Origin of the sequence: Roseibium sp., from assembly GCF_025698965.1 — a bacterium.
Lineage (GTDB): Bacteria > Pseudomonadota > Alphaproteobacteria > Rhizobiales > Stappiaceae > Roseibium.
The window spans coordinates 1-18518 of record NZ_JAILWL010000066.1 but is presented as its reverse complement, the minus strand read 5'-3'; the positions used below and the strand labels follow the sequence as shown (position 1 = coordinate 18518).

16 protein-coding genes and 1 riboswitch are annotated in these 18518 nt (G+C 55.5%); of the genes, 8 read left to right on the top strand and 8 right to left on the bottom strand.

Annotated elements, in window-relative coordinates; all coding sequences use genetic code 11:
* Together K5905_RS07705 and K5905_RS07700 are read right to left on the bottom strand one after the other, a co-directional pair.
* The coding region (locus K5905_RS07705; RefSeq protein ID WP_297582168.1) for a response regulator at positions 1–761 on the bottom strand (761 nt) is incomplete at its 3' end.
* 267 nt (positions 762–1028) lie between these two features.
* Positions 1029–1664 carry a TIGR00730 family Rossman fold protein gene (locus K5905_RS07700; protein WP_297582165.1) on the bottom strand — a complete coding sequence of 212 codons (636 nt, stop codon included), beginning with the start codon at positions 1662–1664 and terminating at the stop codon, positions 1029–1031.
* 200 nt (positions 1665–1864) lie between these two features.
* Between K5905_RS07700 and K5905_RS07695 the strand changes: the two genes are divergently transcribed.
* The 3 genes from K5905_RS07695 to K5905_RS07685 all read left to right on the top strand — a co-directional run bounded on the left by K5905_RS07695 (position 1865) and on the right by K5905_RS07685 (position 5996).
* Positions 1865–3469, top strand: a complete 1605-nt coding sequence (locus K5905_RS07695) for a LysM peptidoglycan-binding domain-containing protein (RefSeq protein WP_297582163.1) — start codon at positions 1865–1867, stop codon at positions 3467–3469.
* A 139-nt stretch (positions 3470–3608) separates the two neighbouring features.
* Positions 3609–3998: a helix-turn-helix transcriptional regulator gene (locus K5905_RS07690; protein WP_297582160.1), complete on the top strand. Its 390-nt coding sequence runs from the start codon at positions 3609–3611 to the stop codon at positions 3996–3998.
* Positions 3999–4037: 39 nt separating this feature from the next.
* Positions 4038–5996 (top strand): ABC transporter ATP-binding protein/permease, encoded by a 1959-nt coding sequence (locus K5905_RS07685; RefSeq protein ID WP_297582158.1) that lies wholly within the window; start codon positions 4038–4040, stop codon positions 5994–5996.
* 49 nt (positions 5997–6045) lie between these two features.
* Here the strand turns inward: K5905_RS07685 and K5905_RS07680 are convergent, their stop codons facing one another.
* Entirely contained in the window at positions 6046–6480 is a 435-nt protein-coding gene (locus K5905_RS07680; RefSeq protein ID WP_297582155.1) for a 6,7-dimethyl-8-ribityllumazine synthase, read from the bottom strand.
* Between the two features lie 73 nt (positions 6481–6553).
* A riboswitch (FMN riboswitch) is annotated at positions 6554–6699 on the bottom strand.
* Between the two features lie 154 nt (positions 6700–6853).
* Complete coding sequence (locus K5905_RS07675) at positions 6854–7045, bottom strand: hypothetical protein (RefSeq protein WP_297582153.1); 192 nt, start codon at positions 7043–7045, stop codon at positions 6854–6856.
* 97 nt (positions 7046–7142) lie between these two features.
* Here K5905_RS07675 and K5905_RS07670 point away from each other — a divergent pair, with 97 nt between their 5' ends.
* The 5 genes from K5905_RS07670 (at position 7143) to K5905_RS07650 (ending at position 11320) form a co-directional block, all read left to right on the top strand.
* Positions 7143–8084, top strand: a complete 942-nt coding sequence (locus K5905_RS07670) for a LysR family transcriptional regulator (RefSeq protein WP_297582151.1) — start codon at positions 7143–7145, stop codon at positions 8082–8084.
* Between the two features lie 160 nt (positions 8085–8244).
* Positions 8245–8949, top strand: a complete 705-nt coding sequence (locus tag K5905_RS07665; RefSeq protein ID WP_297582149.1) for a phosphatidylserine decarboxylase — start codon at positions 8245–8247, stop codon at positions 8947–8949.
* 17 nt (positions 8950–8966) lie between these two features.
* Positions 8967–9830 (top strand): phosphatidylcholine/phosphatidylserine synthase, encoded by an 864-nt coding sequence (locus K5905_RS07660; protein ID WP_297582171.1) that lies wholly within the window; start codon positions 8967–8969, stop codon positions 9828–9830.
* An 86-nt stretch (positions 9831–9916) separates the two neighbouring features.
* Positions 9917–10666: an SDR family oxidoreductase gene (locus K5905_RS07655; RefSeq protein WP_297582147.1), complete on the top strand. Its 750-nt coding sequence runs from the start codon at positions 9917–9919 to the stop codon at positions 10664–10666.
* A gap of 126 nt (positions 10667–10792) precedes the next feature.
* The gene (locus K5905_RS07650) at positions 10793–11320 is read left to right on the top strand and encodes a GNAT family N-acetyltransferase (protein ID WP_297582145.1); all 528 of its coding nucleotides are present in this window, start codon (positions 10793–10795) and stop codon (positions 11318–11320) included.
* Between the two features lie 12 nt (positions 11321–11332).
* On the opposite strand, the gene K5905_RS07645 is transcribed toward K5905_RS07650, so the two are convergent.
* The 4 genes from K5905_RS07645 to K5905_RS07630 all read right to left on the bottom strand — a co-directional run bounded on the left by K5905_RS07645 (position 11333) and on the right by K5905_RS07630 (position 18063).
* Positions 11333–12280 carry a bifunctional helix-turn-helix transcriptional regulator/GNAT family N-acetyltransferase gene (locus tag K5905_RS07645; RefSeq protein ID WP_297582143.1) on the bottom strand — a complete coding sequence of 316 codons (948 nt, stop codon included), beginning with the start codon at positions 12278–12280 and terminating at the stop codon, positions 11333–11335.
* A 140-nt stretch (positions 12281–12420) separates the two neighbouring features.
* A complete protein-coding gene (locus K5905_RS07640) occupies positions 12421–16380 on the bottom strand; it encodes an efflux RND transporter permease subunit (protein ID WP_297582141.1) in 3960 nt (1319 codons plus the stop codon).
* A complete protein-coding gene (locus tag K5905_RS07635; protein ID WP_297582139.1) occupies positions 16377–17480 on the bottom strand; it encodes an efflux RND transporter periplasmic adaptor subunit in 1104 nt (367 codons plus the stop codon). Before K5905_RS07635 ends, K5905_RS07640 begins: the two co-directional genes overlap by 4 nt.
* A 25-nt stretch (positions 17481–17505) precedes the next feature.
* Positions 17506–18063 carry a PadR family transcriptional regulator gene (locus K5905_RS07630; RefSeq protein ID WP_297582136.1) on the bottom strand — a complete coding sequence of 186 codons (558 nt, stop codon included), beginning with the start codon at positions 18061–18063 and terminating at the stop codon, positions 17506–17508.
* Between the last annotated feature and the right edge of the window lie 455 nt (positions 18064–18518).

The following is an 18518-nucleotide window of genomic DNA, read 5'->3' as shown; positions in this document are numbered from 1 at the left end:
TTGTTCAGTTCCTCAATACGGTAGATATAGTCGAGGTTCTGCGAGATCCTGAGAAGCAACTCTTCCGGTGAACAGTTTTTATCAACGAAATCAGCGGCTCCATATTTCAGGAATCGGACCCTGTTGTCCGAATTCGCATAGGACGACATGCCGATAACGCCAACCTGTTCGGAACTGTGATTGCGCCGAATGGTCTTCAAGAATGCGAACCCATCCTTCCCAGGCATGAAATAGTCGGCAAGTACAAGTTTGATATCATCATTTTGCTGCAGACATTCCAACGCTTCGTCGGTCGAGGACGCCTGATAGACCTTGTAAAGATGTTTTGAAACTATCTGTGCGATGGCGTCGCGTTCGACCGGAGCATCGTCAACAACCAGTATTCCGATTTTGGGGTTTTGTGCCAGTTTGCGGATCAGTTCGGCGACGTAATCGAGGCTGCCGGGGGAATCCTTCAGGACATAGTCGATCACACCTTTGCCCAGCATCTTGGCACGCGTTTTGGGATCGAACCGGCTTGTGAATACAATTGTCGGGATGTTCCATTCGGCACAAAGATCGACGATTTCACCGTTTACTGCATCGGGCAATGTCAGGTCGACCAGGGCAAGGTCCGGTTCACCAATGGGCAGATTGAGGCAGTTTTTTGCTTCATCGTAACTGCGCGCAACCATGATTTGATGCCGGCCGACTTCATGCAACTTCTTGACGATCGCCTTTTCGAAAAAGGAAGCGTCTTCAACTAATAGAGTAGTTTGCATAGAGTGGCCTGTGATTGCAGTTTCAGCTCAGAAGTTACTATCCTCTCAGAGAGACTTCAAATTGATACATGATATTTTTTACAGATAAGGCGCCGATGAACATCCGTAATTTGTCGGAGTGACGTAGGGTCATCGGTTGGCGGTGAGTGGAATTTCTTGTTCCGACGCATGCATTCTTGAAAACATACGAAAATCTTAATTCAGAGGACCGGCAGCCGGTCCCCTTGGATTGGCTATAACGTTATCTTTGAACCGTTCGCTTCCGAGCTAAAGGTCTGACATTGAAACAAAGTCACCCGGTGGCTTCGGTTGGGTTCCGGAAACCGCGTTTGAAAGCATCGGCAGGATGTCTTCGATCTTGTTGGCGACAAGATAGGGGATTTCGGTTTCGGGCCGGATATAGCCCTGTGCCCGCATGTGATCGAACAGTTCAAGAAGTGGTGACCAGAAACCGTTGATGTTTGCCAGCAATACCGGCTTCTTGTGTTGACCAAGCTGCGCCCATGTCATCATCTCGACAGCTTCCTCCAGCGTACCGATGCCGCCGGGCAAGGCGATGAAAGCGTCGGATTTCTGGAACATGAGATGCTTTCGCTCGTGCATGTCCTTGGTGATGATCAGGTCTTCAAGCGTGTCCAGCATGACCTCACGCTTTTCCAGGAAACGCGGGATGATACCGGTGACATCGCCTCCGGATTCCAGGGCGGCATTGGCCACAGTCCCCATGAGCCCGACTGAGCCGCCACCATACACCAGACGCAATCCAGCCTCGGCAATGAGTTGGCCCAAACGGGTTGCAGATGCTTCGTGTGACGGGTCCGAGCCGAAGCTTGAGCCGCAATAAACACAGACGCTTGTGAGTTGATTTTGTGAAACCGTATTCATGACGCAAAGATGTGGCATTGCAAGCATCCATTGGTCAAGCATTCTGTTCGAAAGGCCTTGGTTCACAAGCAGGATTTCTTGCCGTGACTCCAAAGAAAGGCTATGCATGGGGCTGAAATAAGAATTTGTGACAGCAGTGGAATGCTGCGATGCACAGACTGGACAGATACAGAAACGCCTGGCCACGGGGCTGCCGGCCTTTCTGATTGGGATGAGCAATGAACAAACAGACATTGATCTGGACTTTGATCGTGGCGGTGCCTGTCGGGGTTGCGGCGCTGGCAACGGGTTATATCTACAAGGATACTGGCCGTCTTCCATTCCAGTCTGTCCAGGAAACTGCATCGACGCCTGCTCCGGGTGCTCAGGATGGAGAAAACCAGACCGCCGGTGCCTCTCAGTCGGCTGCCGAAAAGAACGCTGAAACCGCGACGGCGTCCGAGGCTGGTGGTGCGGATGACGCGGCCGAAACTCCGGTCAAGGGACCGAGTTTCGATGTCGTCGGTGTCGAACCGACAGGGGAGACCGTTGTCGCCGGCAGATCGGAGGCCGGAGCGATTGTTGCCCTGACCGCAAATGGCGAAGTCGTGGGCAAAAGCATTGCGAATGAAGCAGGTGAATGGACCATTATTCTGGCAGAGCCACTGAAACCAGGCGATTATGACGTCGGCTTGGAAGTCCATGACGACAAGGGCGCGCCGATCGAGCTTTCAGAACAACGTCTGGCAGTGTCCGTACCGGAAGGTGGCAAGGAGCAACCGCTCGTCGTCCTGAATACGCCGGAAGGTCCTTCCGATATTCTGCAGAAACCGGACACGGGCCAGCAGGTTGCACAGGCAGCTGACAACGCAAGCAGTGCCGATTCCCAAGAAATTGCCGCTCCGGCAAAGACAGCCGATGCAAAATCCCAAGCAGGCGCGACGGAAGTTGCGGCGAGCACGGATGCATCGGCGGCTGGGAAATCTGCGCCATCTGATACATCGCAAGCACAGGCCGGGGTTGCCGCCGCGCCAAGTGATGGCGCTTCTGAACCGGAAGGTGAAACCGTCATCGGGTCTGCCGTCATAGAAGCGACCGATGCGACGAAGAGTGACGCATTGACCGAAACACCTTCTGAGCAAACGCAGACAGCGGCAAGTGACGAGCAACAAGGCACTCAGGAAGCTTCATCCGGGGAGGTCGCATCACTCGACAGCGGAACGTCAGGCGATACAGTGCAGCCTTCTGCAAGTGCGACAGCCGATGCCTCGCCAGCAACGGCAACAGGCTCCGGCGCGAATGCCCCGACGGTGACGGTTGAAGCCGTGGAGTCCGAGCAGGACAAGGTTTATGTCGCCGGCACGGGCGAGCCTGGATCTTCCGTAAGGGTCTATGTCGGCGAAGAATTTCAGGGCGAAGCGAAGGTCAATTCCAGCGGCAAGTGGTTGGTTGAAGGAACAAAGAACGTTCCGGAAGGCAATGTTGAAGTCCGCGCGGATCTTATTGCCAAGGACGGCAGCGCCGTCGACGCTCGCGCTGCTGTCACCTTTGAAAAAGCACAGAACCAGCAGGTCGTCCTGACGAAGGTTGTCGCAACAGGAACCGGGGCCGGAGGCAGCAGCCAGGGGGCTTCTGTCGAGAAAGCCCTTCCGGTTGTGATTATCCGCAAAGGGGACAATCTCTGGCGCATTTCCCGTCGGCTTTATGGCGACGGTGTGCGCTATACAACCATTTATCAGGCCAACCAGGACCAGATCCGGGATCCGGATCTGATTTATCCGGGGCAGGTGTTCCTGACGCCTGAAGGGGATTTGAATTGGCCCAAACCGTCTGAAGACGGTTGAATACCAGGCAAATAGGTCTTGGGTTCGAAGGCAGAAGGCCAGCATTGGCCTTCTGCCTTTTTGCTTTGCCTCTTGTAATTTGGGGTATTCATCGCATATCACCGATGAGACACAATGCTGTGAGCGAGGGAGCAGCCATATGAGCGAGACGGAGTGTCCGTCGGCGAAAGCGTGCACCCAGTCCAGGGAAGGGCTGGCAAGTTGCGAAGAGCTTGCGGCAATTTTCCGTGCGCTGGGGCATCCGGCACGGCTGGCTATTGTCAAGCAATTGGCCTCTCAAGAAGAAGCGTGTTGCGGTGAAATCGTAAATCATCTGCCGCTCGCGCAATCGACAGTCTCACAACATTTGCAAGTGCTGAAAGACGCCGGCCTTTTGACCTGCGACGCACGTGGTCGCAACTGTCATTACCTGCTGAACCGGGAAAAACTTCAACAAGCCGAACACTGCTCGAAAGAATTCTGGGAACATTTGAATTCTCTTGCGGCGACTTGCTCAGGTGCTTCGGTGGCAGCTTCCGATTCCGATTAGATCAAAGACGGCTGCGAACCGCAGTCTGGAGAAACAAGTGTGACCGATCACTCAGCCACCTCGCCGCGGAAGCCTTCGGCTGCGGCTTCAGGCAGCAATGAAAATCAGTCCAAGGTCCGCAAGACCGTAAGTGCGGATGAGGGGAATACGCTCACCACTCTGGCGAACCTGTGGCCATATATCTGGCCTTCGGATCGACCGGATCTGAAAAAACGGGTGCTACTGGCGATTTTCGCGCTTGTGATCGCAAAGTTCGTAACAGTTCTGTCTCCTTATTTCTTCGCCTGGGCAACTGATGCGCTGACTGGAGAAGTCGCTGATCTTCCTGCATTTATCGTCGCGCCGGTCATGCTGGTCCTGGCCTATAATGCAGCGCGGGTTCTGGCCGTTGCCTTCAACCAGCTACGCGATGCGCTGTTTGCCCGCGTTGGTCAACATGCCGTCCGCCAACTTGCATATCTGACCTTCCAGCATTTGCACCGACTGTCCCTGAGGTTTCATCTCGCCCGTCGCACCGGTGGCCTCAGCCGGGTCATCGAACGCGGCATAAAAGGGATTGAATCCATTGTCAGGTTCACGATCCTGAACGGTTTTCCGACCATATTGGAATTCGCCATCATGGCAGCCGTAATCTGGTATCAGTTCGGCTTCTTTTACGTGGTCATCGTTGCGGTTATGATCGTCGCCTATGTCTGGTTCACCATCAAAACCTCGAACTGGCGCATCAACATTCGCCGCGAGATGAACGACAGCGACACCGATGCCAATTCAAAGGCAATCGACAGTCTGCTGAATTTCGAAACCGTCAAATACTTCGGCAACGAGAAGATGGAGGCAGATCGCTTTGATGTCTCCATGGCGAAATACGAAAAGGCTGCCACCCGAACCTGGACCTCTCTTGCCTGGTTGAACCTGGGGCAGTCGGTCATCCTGGGGATTGGCATGGCCGCATGTATGGCCCTGTCCGCAAGGGCAGTTATGGCCGGCGAGCAGAATATCGGCGACTTCGTGCTCATCAATGCACTGCTCATGCAGATTTCGATCCCATTGAACTTCATCGGTTTTCTGTACAGGGAAATCCGGCAGGGGCTGGCGGATATCGAATCCATGTTCGATCTTTTGCTCGTTCCCGCTGAAATCAAGGACAAGCCGGACGCCGCTCCTCTGCAGGCGGTGGAGGGTAAACTTGCCTTCAAGGATGTGCGTTTTCACTACGACGAAGACCGTCCCATTTTGAAAGGTGTCGACTTCGAAGTGCCTGCCGGAAAGACAATTGCGATTGTCGGCCCGTCAGGCGCGGGCAAATCGACCATTTCGCGATTGCTGTTCCGCTTTTACGATGTCACCGGTGGAGCCGTCGAAATCGATGGGCAGGACGTGCGCGACGTTACCCAGGAAAGCGTGCGCCATGCCATTGGCATGGTTCCCCAGGACACGGTGCTCTTCAACGATACGATAGCCTACAACATCCGCTATGGTCGTCCTGAGGCAAGTGATGAAGAGGTGAGGGAGGCTGCGCGCATGGCGCAGATTCACGACTTCATTGAAAGGCTGCCGCAGGGCTATGCATCGGAGGTCGGAGAGCGGGGCCTGAAACTGTCCGGTGGTGAAAAGCAACGCGTTGCGATTGCCAGAACCATTTTGAAATCGCCACCCATCCTTATCCTTGACGAGGCGACGTCAGCGCTTGATACGCACACGGAACGGGAAATTCAGTCAGCGCTGGACGAAGTCTCCCAAAACCGCACAACCCTTGTCATTGCGCACCGCCTGTCGACTGTGGTCAACGCGGATCAGATAATCGTTCTGGATGCTGGTGAAATCGCCGAACGCGGGACGCATTTGGAACTGCTGGACAAGGGCGGTCTCTACGCTTCCATGTGGGCGCGTCAGCGTGAAGCCGACGAGGCTGAAGAGCGTTTGCGGGCAGCAAGGGAAAACGATGAATTGGGCATCGTTACCAGGGGGCAGACAGCCGACTACATTCCTGCAAAATAGCGAGGCGCGAAGGAGCCGACTGACCGGTCTGCCCTTCGCGCTCACCGGGTCAGGCGCTGACCCGGGCTTTGAATTTTCCGATGTTCAAGGCAGCTTCGGCAGCTTCACGGCCCTTTACGACAAAATGTTCGCGATAGATGCTCATGTGGTGATCGGTCTCTTGAAAGTGATGTGGGGTCAAGGAGACTGACAGGACCGGGACACCGGTCTCGAGTCCGGCCTGCATCAGCCCGCTAACGACCGCCTGTGCCACAAAATCGTGCCGGTAAATGCCGCCGTCGACCACCAGTGCCGCCGCCGCTATCGCAGCATATTTTCCTGTCTTGGCCAGTTCCTTCGCTGCCAGCGGCATTTCAAAAGCACCTGGAACGTCAAAAACATCAATATTTTCAGCTGGAATGACCTGCTGAAAGCCAACAAGTGCCTGGTCGACAATTTCTGAATGCCATCCGGCTTTGATGAAGGCGTAGCGGGTGTGTGCCATTTGTGATCTCCATTGTTTGCGACACGTCACCCAAGGCGATCACATGCAACTCGGACCACGGGCGTGGCTCGGCTGCAGTTTCTCTTTCATCCGGACTGTAACCGTCGGCTCAGGAATTGCACCTGATCTGCATGACCCTCCCGTGAAGAGGCGCTCGCGGGCTTGCAGCACTTGCTGCTTACCGCCGGTGGGGAATTCCACCCCGCCCTGAGAACGGGGAGTATGTGGCAGGCGCCTGTTCTCAAGGCAAGACCTGAATGCGTAAATAAGTTCCACAAAATGGTCATCCGATTGGACAAGGCAGGTTGTTGATCCGTCCGGAGAGCGAGCGCTCCGGCCGCGTTGTCGCGACCGGCGCATCTTGGGTCGGCCTTTATGCCGCCCGGTTCCGTTTTTCCGACTGGTCATTGACCGGATCCAGGGTGGAAAACGGGTCCTTCCGATTGGTTTGACGACCAGAGAAAGCACTCAAGACCAGGCCTGACACGGCACGCGCCAGGGCGCGCAATTCGCGATGACGGAGAGCCCTTGCGCGTTGTTCATAAATGTCTTTGGTGTGCATCATGAGATAGCTCCTTCTGACTTGCGAGCCTCTTATCTCATGTTAAATTCTTTCGAAGAATTGGGCTTCCCTTGAACATATCTTTCGAAAGTTTCGAATAATGCGCCTCGACGACCTCAAGTTTTTCAAACGTGTTGCAGAGCTCGGTAGTCTTTCCGCTGCCGGACGCGAATTCGGGCTGTCGCCTTCTGCTGCCAGCAGCCGATTGAGCAATCTTGAAAAGGAGCTTGGTTCGCAGCTCGTTGCCCGTACGACGCGCAGAACCGGGCTCACCGAGGCGGGCGAGGTGTTCCTGCGTCATACGTCAAATGCGCTCCACGAGATGGACCGGGCAAAAGCCCTGATCGATGCGGCCGAAGACACACCTCGCGGAACATTGAGAATTTCTCTGAACGTATTTTTCGGACGCAAGCACATTCTGCCGTATTTGGCGGAATACCGGCAGCTCTACCCGGATCTTCGTCTGGATGTCGACATGACAGACCGGATCGTTGACATGGTCGAAGAGGGGTACGACATGGCAATCCGGGGAGCACCGCTGCCCGACTCCAGCCTGATCGCACGCAAACTTGGCGGAAACCCGAGGGTCCTGTGTGCAAGCCCCGACTATCTGGCCCGCAAGGGCTATCCCAAAAACCCGGACGACTTGCGCAATCATGACTGTGTCGGGTTTGAACCCATGCCCGTCTGGTATTTTCGGGGACCGGAAGGTGAAATCTCCTATCACATCACCGACCCGGTTATTTCAGGGGACAGCGGCGATTTTGCATATGATGCGGCAATTTACGGCCTCGGCCTGACTGTGAAATCCATGGCGCATGTTTGGGAAGATTTACGCGACGGGCGTCTGGTGGAGGTCATGCCGAACTATCCGATTGCACGAACCGGAAACATCTATGCGGTGTATCCTCCGGCCAAGTTTATTCCACCGAAAATCACCACCTTTGTTGACTTCCTGCAGTCAAAATATGGCCGCCCGGCGTATTGGGAGACCGATTACCGTCTGCCGGATGCGGCAAAGTCAGGGGAAAGCAGGCGTTAATCTGCGCGATTTTCCTGAAATGCAGGTTCTCTTTGCTTCAAAAAGCCTCTAGAAGCGATTGGAATGATAAGCGCATCAGGTGCGTATCCGGCATCCGGCAACTGTTCGTTCAGGGTTGGAAAGGACAATACGCCCACCTGTTCTGAATTCGGAAGATTTGATGTCGATAGTTGATTCCGTCACGAAAGCCATGGTCCCGATTCATCGGGAGGGCTGGCCGTTCATCGCAATTGCGCTGGTGGCAACACTGGTCGTCGGCTGGTTCATCGATCCGCTGTTCTGGATCGGACTCTTTTTTACCGGCTGGGTTTGCTATTTTTTCCGCGATCCGAAGCGCGTGACGCCCGTTGGCGAGGGACTTGTGATTTCCCCTGCCGATGGTGTCGTCAGCCATGTGGGTCTCGCGCGCGCACCGGAAGAACTCGAGCTTGGCGCAGAACCGTTGATGCGCGTTTCAATCTTCATGAATGTGTTCAACTGTCATGTGAACCGGGCACCCGTCAGCGGTAAGATTACTCGGGTCGCATACCGGGCCGGCAAATTTTTGAATGCGGAACTCGACAAGGCCAGTGACGACAATGAGCGAAACGGCGTGGTGATCGATACCGGTGAAACCCGGATAGGTGTCGTGCAGATCGCCGGTCTTGTGGCGCGGCGTATTGTTTGCTTCGTGCGTGAAGGCGAACCCATATCCGCAGGTGACCGTTTCGGCCTGATCCGTTTCGGTTCCAGGTTGGACGTCTATCTTCCTGTCGGCACACAGCCGAAGGTAGCCCTGGGCCAAATCATGATTGCCGGCGAAACGGTTTTGGCGGATCTCAGGCAGCAGCAGGCACCGGCTCAGGTGCTCACTCGTGTAAGCTGAGGTTTCGCGTGACCCAGATGCCGGAAGACATGAACACCAATCAGCGACACACGCCAAGGTTCCGGCGTGTACCCTTGCGCCTGATCGTTCCAAACATGGTTACGCTGCTTGCGCTTTGTTCAGGTCTGACAGCGGTTCGTATGGCCTTTGAAGGGCGTTGGGAGTTCGCGGTCGGAGCGGTGTTGCTTGCAGCTGTTCTTGACGGGCTGGATGGCCGGGTCGCGCGCATGCTGAAAGGAACCTCCAGGTTTGGAGCTGAACTGGATTCGCTATCCGATTTTGTCAATTTTGGCGTTACACCAGCCTTGATGCTCTATCTCTGGATTCTCAAGGATGCAGGTAATCTCGGTTGGATCTCGGCTCTGATCTTTGCGATCTCGGCAGCACTGCGACTGGCTCGTTTCAATGTTGCACTGGACGATCCGGACAAGCCCTCCTGGGCTTCCCGTTTCTTTACAGGTGTACCGGCGCCGGCAGGGGCACTGATCGTACTTTTGCCGCTCTATCTGGACTTCCTCGGGTTGTTTCCGCACTGGTTTGCCGACGAGGCTTTTGTCGCTGCTTATACGATTGCCATTGCATATCTGCTGATCAGCCGATTGCCGACTTACTCGGGAAAAACTCTCGGAACCAGGGTCCGCCGTGACTATGTGCTGCCGCTGTTTGTGTTTGCGGTTCTGATCGTAACCCTGACCGTCAGTTATCCCTTCCACATGCTGGCAGGTGGGGCGGCTCTGTACCTCGTGACGATCCCGTTTTCCTGGCGTGCACATCGTAAACTGGTTCTTGCAGACGCAGACCTTGCGCTCGATGATGACGGCGATGAATGCGACACAGATCTCGACAATATCGGTGATCGCGACAAGGATCACGGCGGTTGAACATTATTGCCGCTGCTCGCAAATCGGGTTTCTGAAAGCCATTTTCTGGTTCAAGTAGGCGTCCTCAATCAAAAGAGGAGCCTGAAATGTTGCAAGGAAAAACAATTCTGATCACTGGTGCCAGCAGTGGCATCGGCGCGTCGGCTGCCGGACTGTTCGCCGAAGCAGGGGCCAATCTGGTGTTGGCAGCGCGGCGCAAGGACAAGCTGGAAGAGGTGAGGGACGCCCTTCCTGAAGCCTCCAATCGTATTGCCGTTTTTGCAGGTGATGTGTCAGACCCTGCCTTTTCCGAAGCTGCGGTGAATGTCGCAATCGAGACGTTTGGTGGCCTGGACGGTGCCTTCAACAATGCTGGTATTCTTGGTGAGATGGGGCCTGTCGCCGACATGAGCCTGGAGACTTGGAATGAAGTCCTGAACATCAACCTCTCCAGCGCCTTTCTGGCGGCAAAATACCAAATTCCAGCCATGAAGACCGTCGGTGGCGGTTCGATCGTATTCACCTCCACCTTTGTCGGGCACACCATGGGTATTCCGGGAATGGCCGCCTATGCGGCGTCGAAGGCTGGATTGATCGGATTGACGCAAGTTCTGGCAGTTGAACACGGGCAGGAGAATATTCGTGTCAATGCGCTCTTGCCCGGAGGCACGAAAACCGAAATGGCAGGAGACGATCCCGCTTTTCTTGAGTATGTCGCCGGGATGCATGCGCTAAAAAGGATGGCGGAACCGGGAGAGATCGCGAAGGCCGCAATGTTCCTGCTGTCGGATGCCAGCTCCTTTGTGACAGGGTCAGCGATGATATGCGACGGTGGAAACTCCGTCACCAAGTCCTGAGACCTTGTCTGGCAGATAGTGTCACTCTCAAGCTCTTGTCCATATGCGACATGTTCGTAAATTGACGATTGAACGTGTTCACGGACATAGTCACGGTCCTGACAAGAGCCGACAATGAGGTACGGTGTGAGCCGAGAACTTAAACTGCGCGAATACCGTTCATCTGACTTGTCGGCTCTTGGGTCGCTCTATCGGGACGCTTTTCCCGATGAAGATCTGTTGCCGCTCGTTCACGCGCTTCTGACAGGTGATCAGCCTGTTCAATCCAGTGTGGCAACGCTTGAGGCCGAGGTTGTCGGGCATGTCATATTCACGGCATGCACGCTGGAACCTGTTGCTGCAAAAGTCGCGCTGCTGGGGCCGCTATGCGTCGCACCTGATCATCAGAAGCAGGGCATTGGAAGCAGCCTGGTGCACGAAGGTCTGGAAAGGCTTACACAACAAGGAACTGGAACTGTTCTTGTTCTGGGAGACCCCGCCTATTATGGCCGGTTCGGCTTCAAGCCCGACACCGGCATAGCGCCACCATATCCGATGCCGGAGGAGTGGAGAGAAGCCTGGCAGTCCATGCAGTTGCACGACGAGCCTGAGCAGCTTCGAGGGGACCTTGTTGTTCCCGGGCCCTGGAAGGACGCGGCCCTTTGGGGGCCGTGAAAGACGGGTTCCTTACGGCTTGCGACGGATGAACATCTGCTCGGTGACGACTTTGCCCCATTGGTTGCCGACATATTCATCGGCCAGTTCAAAACCGTTTCGTTCATAGAGCGTCCTGGCGGCATCCAATCCCTTCAAGGTCCATAGGTGAATTTCCTGAAATTCATGAAAGTCACAGTGCTCCAGTGCTCTCAGCAGCAGCTGTTTTCCAAGACCCTTGCCGCGCAGCCGTTCTGACAAAATGAACCATCGTAAGTGAGCGATATTCTCGCCGAGGTCTTCACCGTCGATACTGATCGAACCGATGATTTCACCGTTTTCGACTACACTCCAACTGTTGTTCACCGGGTTGCCGATCCGGGGCATGAATTCCGTCATACCCTTTGAGACGACACTTTCAAAAGTCGGTCCCATCCCGATAATGGGGCCATGGGTCCGGGCGTGAAGGGCGGCGATGTCTCCGATCATGCCAGTCTGATAACCCTCGACAATCTCATGAATGTGGTCCTGACGTGCCGTCGTGTCGACGCCGGTGGCCAAGGCGTCGGCGTAGGCCGCAAGCGCTTCTGCCACTGTTCCCGCGTCGCTCCCCCGAATGCGTGAGAGTGCGCCATGAACCTGATTGTCGCCAAATCGGTCTATTGCTGCGAAGGTCTTTTCACCGATTGCCGTCAGGCTCAGACCGAAGGCCCTGCCATCGGTTTCGGATTTGATTTGTTCAATCTCCCCTCGGGTTTCAAGGGATTTGAGCAACCGGCTGACGGTCGATTTCTCAAGCTTCAGCTTTGCTGACAATTCCTTGGCTGTCAGACCCGGGTTCAGACCGATTTCCAGAACGGCGTGGACACCGGAGGCGGACAGGTCGGTTCCAGCAATTGTCTTGTCCAGGAAGCCCAGTTCGCGCACCAACTGGCGAGAAGCTGCGCGGATGTCGTTGACGAGGGCGGGAGAAGCAGTCATCTTTCGAATTCCAATTAGTTGTATAATGCAACTATATGAAATTGCAACGAGTCACGCAACGAAATTCGTATGGCGGGAGTATGAGGTCCGCAACGAAAAAGACCGCCGGAGTTCGGCGGTCTTTTACTCTTTTCGTTGGGCTACTCCGCCGCGTGCGGCAGTTCCTCCTGTGGCGGAATCTTGGGCGGATTGGGTTTCGGCATTGAGACGACCTTGGCAGCAGGACGCTCTTTTTCCTGCTCCGGGTCGGTCCACTCGACGTCCTGATCCAGATCCGGTTTTTCCTCTACCTCAATCGGAAGCTGCTCGGAGGAACCTTTGCCAAATCTACTGGTCCAATTCCAGACCGACTTGCCGGACTGCACCCAGGTGCTCGGCATTGCTATCATGACCGGGATCATGATGAGCGTCAGGATGGTCGAGAACGCGAGGCCGGATATTACCGCCGTGGACAACTGGATCCACCAGATCGCCGTGATGCCGCCAACAGCAACAGTCTGGGTGAAGAAGTCCAGATTGACTGCAGTTGCCATCGGCACAAGACCGACGATGGTCGTGACCGTCGTCAACAGGATCGGCCGGATACGCTGACCCGAGGTCTTCAGGATCGCATCAAGCGGCTCGAACCCGTCGTGACGGAAGCGGTTATAGGTGTCGATCAGAACAATCGCGTTGTTCACCACGATACCCGCCAGAGCCACGACCCCGGTGCCGGTCATAATGATCGAGAATTTCTGTCCCGTCAGCATCATGCCTAAAAGCACACCCATCACAGACATCACAACCGTCGAGAGGGTCAGGAATGTCTGATAGAACGAGTTGAACTGGGTCAGCAGGATCAGGAACATCAGGAACAGGGAGGCAACCATCGCCTTCATCAGGAATTCGCCCGATTCCTTCTGGTCCTCATCGGCGCCACGGAACTGCAGGAAGACATTGTCAGGGAAGACCTGAGCCTCCAGCCATTCGTTCAGTTCCTGCACCTTGGCGTCAACCGTAACCGGCTTGCCGTTCTCGTCCGTTGCACTCTGATCGACAGTCGCTTTCACCATCATCGAGTAGAGACCGTCGCGCCGGGTGATCGAAGACACTTTCTGTTCCGGTGACCGGTCGATGAAGTTGGCAATCGGCACCAAGCCGAGCGGCGTCTGCAAACGCAGCTGGTCGAACCGGTCTAGCGTGCGCTCGTCGGCTGGCAACCTGACGCGAATGTCCACTTCGTCTTCGGAGTCCGTCGGACGATACTTGCCGATCAGGACGCCATTGGTCACAAGCTGAACCATGTTGCCGACGGAACCGATGCCCGCCTGATAGCGGCCAGCCTGTTCGCGGTCGATGGAGATCTGCCATTCAATGCCGGGTAGTGGACGTCCGTCTTCCTGATCGAGCAGATTCTCCATCTGGTCCAGATGGGTCCGGATGCGGGCAACCTGTTCCACCATCGTATCGTAGTCTGTCGACTTGACCTCAAGCTGGATGTCCTTGCCCGTTGGCGGACCACCCTCGATCTTGCGGGTTTCCACCTTGATGCCCGGGATGGATGCGGTCCGGTCGCGGATCTCGGCAAAGATATCGGCAGCCTTTCGGCGGCAGCAGTATTTTGCCAGCTCAAGCGTCATTTCACCGATAACGTCGGCAGGTTTGTCCTGCACACCACCAATAAACTGGGGTCCGCTGCCGCCACCTGGAGGGAAGGCGGACGTGATGACGTTCTGGATGCCTGCGGTCTGAAGAACTTCCGCTTCAACCTGCTCCACGATATCCCGCGACTCGGCAGCCGACATATTGCCACGCGCCGACACCATGACCACGGCCTGATCGGGTTCTTCATCCACGAAAAACTCGACCCCGGTCGGATTTGACGCAAACGACGTGAAAATCAGAGCGCAGGCGCCAAGAACGACGACAATTGTCAGAACGTTCCCAAGCGGGTTGCCGGCAAGGAGTTTCAGGTGACGGACATAGAGACCGGTGAAGCCCTTGACGGTGCTTGCATCAAACCGAAGCTCTTCAGGCTTGTCGCTCGATGTACCACCGTTGCGGCTGCCGAAGCCGAGTTTCTGCCTGAGGCCGTCAAAGACCCATTCGAGCAGATGAACAAGAGGTGAAATCGTCTTGTAAGCTGCCCAGATGGCCACAAAGGTCAGCCCAAACACAACCAGATAGAAACCGACATCCAGCGAAATCGGGTGCGTCAGCACTGTGAGTGGCTGAGCCAGACCGGCCAGACCGGCAAAGATGGTCTCAATTGTGTCGGTGATGATCGCCGGCCGGTTGATTGCCAGAAAATAGGCAAAATAGGCAGCAAAGCCGACGGCAACCATTTCGAAAGCCAAAGACACGAAGGTAACCGAGCGATAGCTCTTGACCGGCTTTTGGTTTTCAGTTTCCGCCTGCGAAGCGGCACGTTGTCTGCGCCAGCGCACAAACGGGCGCAGGACGAGGAACGACACGATGCCGACAGCCAAAAAGGCAAGCCCGGATGCGGGAAGCGCCAACGGTGCAGCTGCAAGTTTTTCTGCAAAATCAGGTGCCCCCGGTTGAACTCCGAAGAAGCCAAGGACTGACAAGGCACCAATGAGTGCGAACACCAGTGCAAGCACACCAGCAGCATTCCGTTCGATCCAGTGTGTGGTGACGGCAAAGATACCACCGGTCACCGGCAGGAACACCATCGCCGTGAGCAGGGCTGCCGTCAGGACGATGATCACCATGATCGGCAGGTAGCTCATGAATTCACCGGCAACACCCGGCCAGAGCAGCATGGGCAGGAAGGCCACAAGCGTGGTCGCGGTGGAGGAGACAATCGGCCAGAACATCAGCTTGGCGGCACGAATATAGGCTTCGCGGTCCTCCATGCCTTCATGCACCTTGCGGTCGGCATATTCGACCATGACGATCGCACCATCGACAAGCATCCCGACGGTCAGCACCAGGCCGAACATCACCATGATGTTCACGGTATAGCCGAGCCCGGAAAGGATCAGGAAGCCGACCATGAAGGAGGTCGGGATCGCCAGACCGACAAGAAGCGCCGAGCGCATGCCCAGGGCAGCAAGAACCAGGATCATCACGAGGAAGATCGCCGTCATGATCGAGGATTGAAGCGAACCCAGAACCTCGAAAATGTTCGACGACATGTCGATCATGTAGTCGACTTTGATTGTCTCAGGCCAGTCCTTGGAAGCCTCATCGACAACCGCCCGAATGGCGATGTTGTTTTCGATGATGTTGGTACCGATCCGCTTGGTCACGTCCAGGGCAATTGCGGGTTTTCCATTCACTCTCGTGTAGGAATCGGCATCCTTGAACGTGCGGCGGATTTCGGCAACATCGCTAAGCGTGACAACGCCTTCGCCTGATTGCTTGATCGGCAGCGAGTAGACATCAAGCGCTGTTTCGACGAGACCCGGCACCTTGACGTTGAAGCGTCCCTGGCCACCGTCGATGTAACCTGCCGGAACAAGCTGGTTGTTGTTGGCAAGAGAGGTCAGCAATTCCTGCTGCGTGATCGCATAGGATTCAAGTTTCTGGGAATCGATCAGGATTTCGAGAAGCTCTTCCCGATGCCCTTTCAGGTCGGCGGATCGAACCGTGTCGATTGCCTCGACCTGGTCCTTAAGCCGCCGGGCATGCTGATAGAGCGTGCGCTCAGGCACATTGCCCGAAAGGGCGATCGTAATTGTCGGCACCAGCGCGAAGTTGGTCTCCGAGATTGTCGGTTCTTCCGCATCGGCTGGAAGTTCGCCTTTTGCGGCATCCACCTTGTCGCGTACGTCGGCCAGCGCTTCGTCCTTGTCGAACGAAATATCGAATTCAAGGACAATCCCAGCGTGACCTTCAGAAGCGATCGCGGTGATTTCCTTCAAGCCGTCAAGGCCGCGTAATTCCGTTTCCATCGGACGTATGAGCAAACGCTCCGAGTCTTCAGGAGAAATGCCCTGTTGGGAAATGGAAACGTAGAAGACCGGGACGTCGATGTCCGGACTGTCTTCCTTTGGAATGTTGATGTAGCTGAAAATCCCGGCGACAAGCAGCGCCAGCATCAGCACGAAAACTGTTTTGGGACGTCGGAGGACGCCTTCGAGCATGTTTATCATTGGCTGACCTCTGCAGTCTTGAAGACAGGTTCGACAGGCTCGCCGTCACCGACATATTCCTGGCCGACAACGATCACGTTGACCTCTTCAGGAAGGCCACCGACCCACAGACCGTCGTTTTCACCACCGAGAACCTTGACCGAATAAAAAGCGGTCGTGTTGTCTTCCCCCACAACGCGAACTCCGACCTGGCCATCATCATTCAGTGTCAAAATGGCAGGAGATATCTTGTGTGCCTTTTCCACCGGCAACGGCAGACGTGTAACCGCGGTAACACCGTCGCGTGCCTTGCCGTCCGGGTTGGGCAATTCCACTTCGATGCGGAAGGTCCGTGTGTCCGGATTGGCGCTAGGCGACACATAGCGAACTTTGCCCTGCAGGGTTTCACCGGTCACAAGCTGAACTTCAGCCGGCATGTCGACGGAAATCTGGCTGATGTTGAGTTCCGAAACCTGGCCGATGGCGATCATCGGATCGGAATTCACCACCGTTGCGCATATCCCGCCACTGTCCAGCTGAGCACCTACCTCGGCCATCGGGCTTTCAATGACACCGTCGATGGGCGAACGGATAACCGTGCGTTCAAGTTCCAGCTCGGCTTCTTTTACCCGTGCCTTGGCCGCATCCAGAAGCGCCTGGGTGGCTGCAGCGCGTGTTTGCGCCGTAAAACCCTTGGTCGCAAGCTGTGTTGCAGCAGTGTGATCAAGCTCGGCCTGAGCCAGAAGCGCCTTGGCTTCCAGAACACGGGCTTCACGCGTGCCGTTGTCGAGCTCACACAGGATGTCGCCTGCTGATACCCGAGCGCCTTCGCGCGCCGGACGCCTTACGACATCATCAGTTGTCTCGGATTTGACGGCGACCTTTGCTTCTGCTTCCGTGCGGCCACGGACTTCAAGAACTGCCTGCCGGTCTTGAGCGAACAGCTTCTGGACTTCAACCCGAAAGATGCTGTCTGAACCTGCCGCAACACGTTCTGCAGGCGGCGGTGTAGCGTTTTCGCCGTCTCCGACACCGCCGACGACGACGGAGCCGCTCGACATCCATATCCCGATACCCACAGCGAGCGCCCCCGCCAAAATGTATGAAAACTTCACGTGCATTTGTCGTTACTCCGAAACGTCTGGCTTACTCGGCCGCCGTGGAAACTGGTTTGGCAGCGTCTTCAGCAATCTTGATCAGGGCCTCGCCATGCTCTTCCAGATAGGCGAGGGTAAAATCCATACAGGCTTTGCCATAATCCTGGGTCCAGCTTGAGCCGGGATGACACCCGCTCTGTTGCTCACCGCATTCATTGATAAGCCGCAATTCATCCATGACTTGAGCCTTTCGGCGGTCCAGAGCCCGGCGGATGACATCGGGCGGAAGTTGCGCTGCATTCAGCGCGATAAGAAGGAAAGGCGATTTGAATGTGTCCGGTGCCTGGGGTTCACAAAGGGAATTGATAAATTCCGTCCGTCCCGCTTCGGTAATCGAATAAACCTTGCGAGCCGGTTTGCCTGCCTGTGGTTCTTCGCGAACAGTGACGAGGCCTTCCGATTCCAATCGCGCCAGGGCAGGATAGATCGACCCGAAGCTGGCATCCTCAAAATAGCTGAACCGGCCATCGGTGGATTCTTTCCGGATCTCGTAGCCGGTCGCATCCCCAAAGGAAAGGATCGCCAGGCATAGGCTGCGCACACTCATTCGTTTCTCCCAACCCGGGGCGTCCCCTCGGTTTGATGGGTTTTCACATATTCGGAATTACGTTTGTTATATCTGCCCGATATGCACGAACCGATATATGTTGGTTCGATATATCGGTCTAATATATATCATTCCGGAAGGAATCAAGGATGCAGCGCACAAAAAATCCGTCGGGTAAACTCGTCGTGACGCCGGCTGCGGCATCTTGCGCTTGTCCTATTTAAATTTGAAGCGCCGCACTGCCGGGTAGTACGCTAAACTTGCACGAGGCAAACAAAACCCGCGGATGAGCGGTTACAGAGTTTGAGTGAGACCATGTACGTGATGAAACTCCCGAAAGACCCCCTGTTTCGATTGCTTGTAATCAACGGATGTACCGGCGTTGCAATCGCCATTCTGGTGCTTGGTGGTATATTCCTGGCCAATATTGGTAACCTGAGAACTCTTGTGCAAAC

What these genes read in the sequence shown, in the direction of transcription:
- K5905_RS07680 (WP_297582155.1), bottom strand. Translation starts at nt 6,480, where the DNA reads ATGGCACACACCCGCTACGCCTTCATCAAAGCCGGATGGCATTCAGAA.
- K5905_RS07635 (WP_297582139.1), bottom strand. Translation starts at nt 17,480, where the DNA reads ATGCACGTGAAGTTTTCATACATTTTGGCGGGGGCGCTCGCTGTGGGT.
- K5905_RS07640 (WP_297582141.1), bottom strand. Translation starts at nt 16,380, where the DNA reads ATGATAAACATGCTCGAAGGCGTCCTCCGACGTCCCAAAACAGTTTTC.
- K5905_RS07690 (WP_297582160.1), top strand. Translation starts at nt 3,609, where the DNA reads ATGAGCGAGACGGAGTGTCCGTCGGCGAAAGCGTGCACCCAGTCCAGG.
- K5905_RS07665 (WP_297582149.1), top strand. Translation starts at nt 8,245, where the DNA reads ATGTCGATAGTTGATTCCGTCACGAAAGCCATGGTCCCGATTCATCGG.
- K5905_RS07695 (WP_297582163.1), top strand. Translation starts at nt 1,865, where the DNA reads ATGAACAAACAGACATTGATCTGGACTTTGATCGTGGCGGTGCCTGTC.
- K5905_RS07700 (WP_297582165.1), bottom strand. Translation starts at nt 1,664, where the DNA reads ATGCCACATCTTTGCGTCATGAATACGGTTTCACAAAATCAACTCACA.
- K5905_RS07655 (WP_297582147.1), top strand. Translation starts at nt 9,917, where the DNA reads ATGTTGCAAGGAAAAACAATTCTGATCACTGGTGCCAGCAGTGGCATC.
- K5905_RS07670 (WP_297582151.1), top strand. Translation starts at nt 7,143, where the DNA reads ATGCGCCTCGACGACCTCAAGTTTTTCAAACGTGTTGCAGAGCTCGGT.
- K5905_RS07660 (WP_297582171.1), top strand. Translation starts at nt 8,967, where the DNA reads ATGCCGGAAGACATGAACACCAATCAGCGACACACGCCAAGGTTCCGG.
- K5905_RS07675 (WP_297582153.1), bottom strand. Translation starts at nt 7,045, where the DNA reads ATGATGCACACCAAAGACATTTATGAACAACGCGCAAGGGCTCTCCGT.
- K5905_RS07645 (WP_297582143.1), bottom strand. Translation starts at nt 12,280, where the DNA reads ATGACTGCTTCTCCCGCCCTCGTCAACGACATCCGCGCAGCTTCTCGC.
- K5905_RS07630 (WP_297582136.1), bottom strand. Translation starts at nt 18,063, where the DNA reads ATGAGTGTGCGCAGCCTATGCCTGGCGATCCTTTCCTTTGGGGATGCG.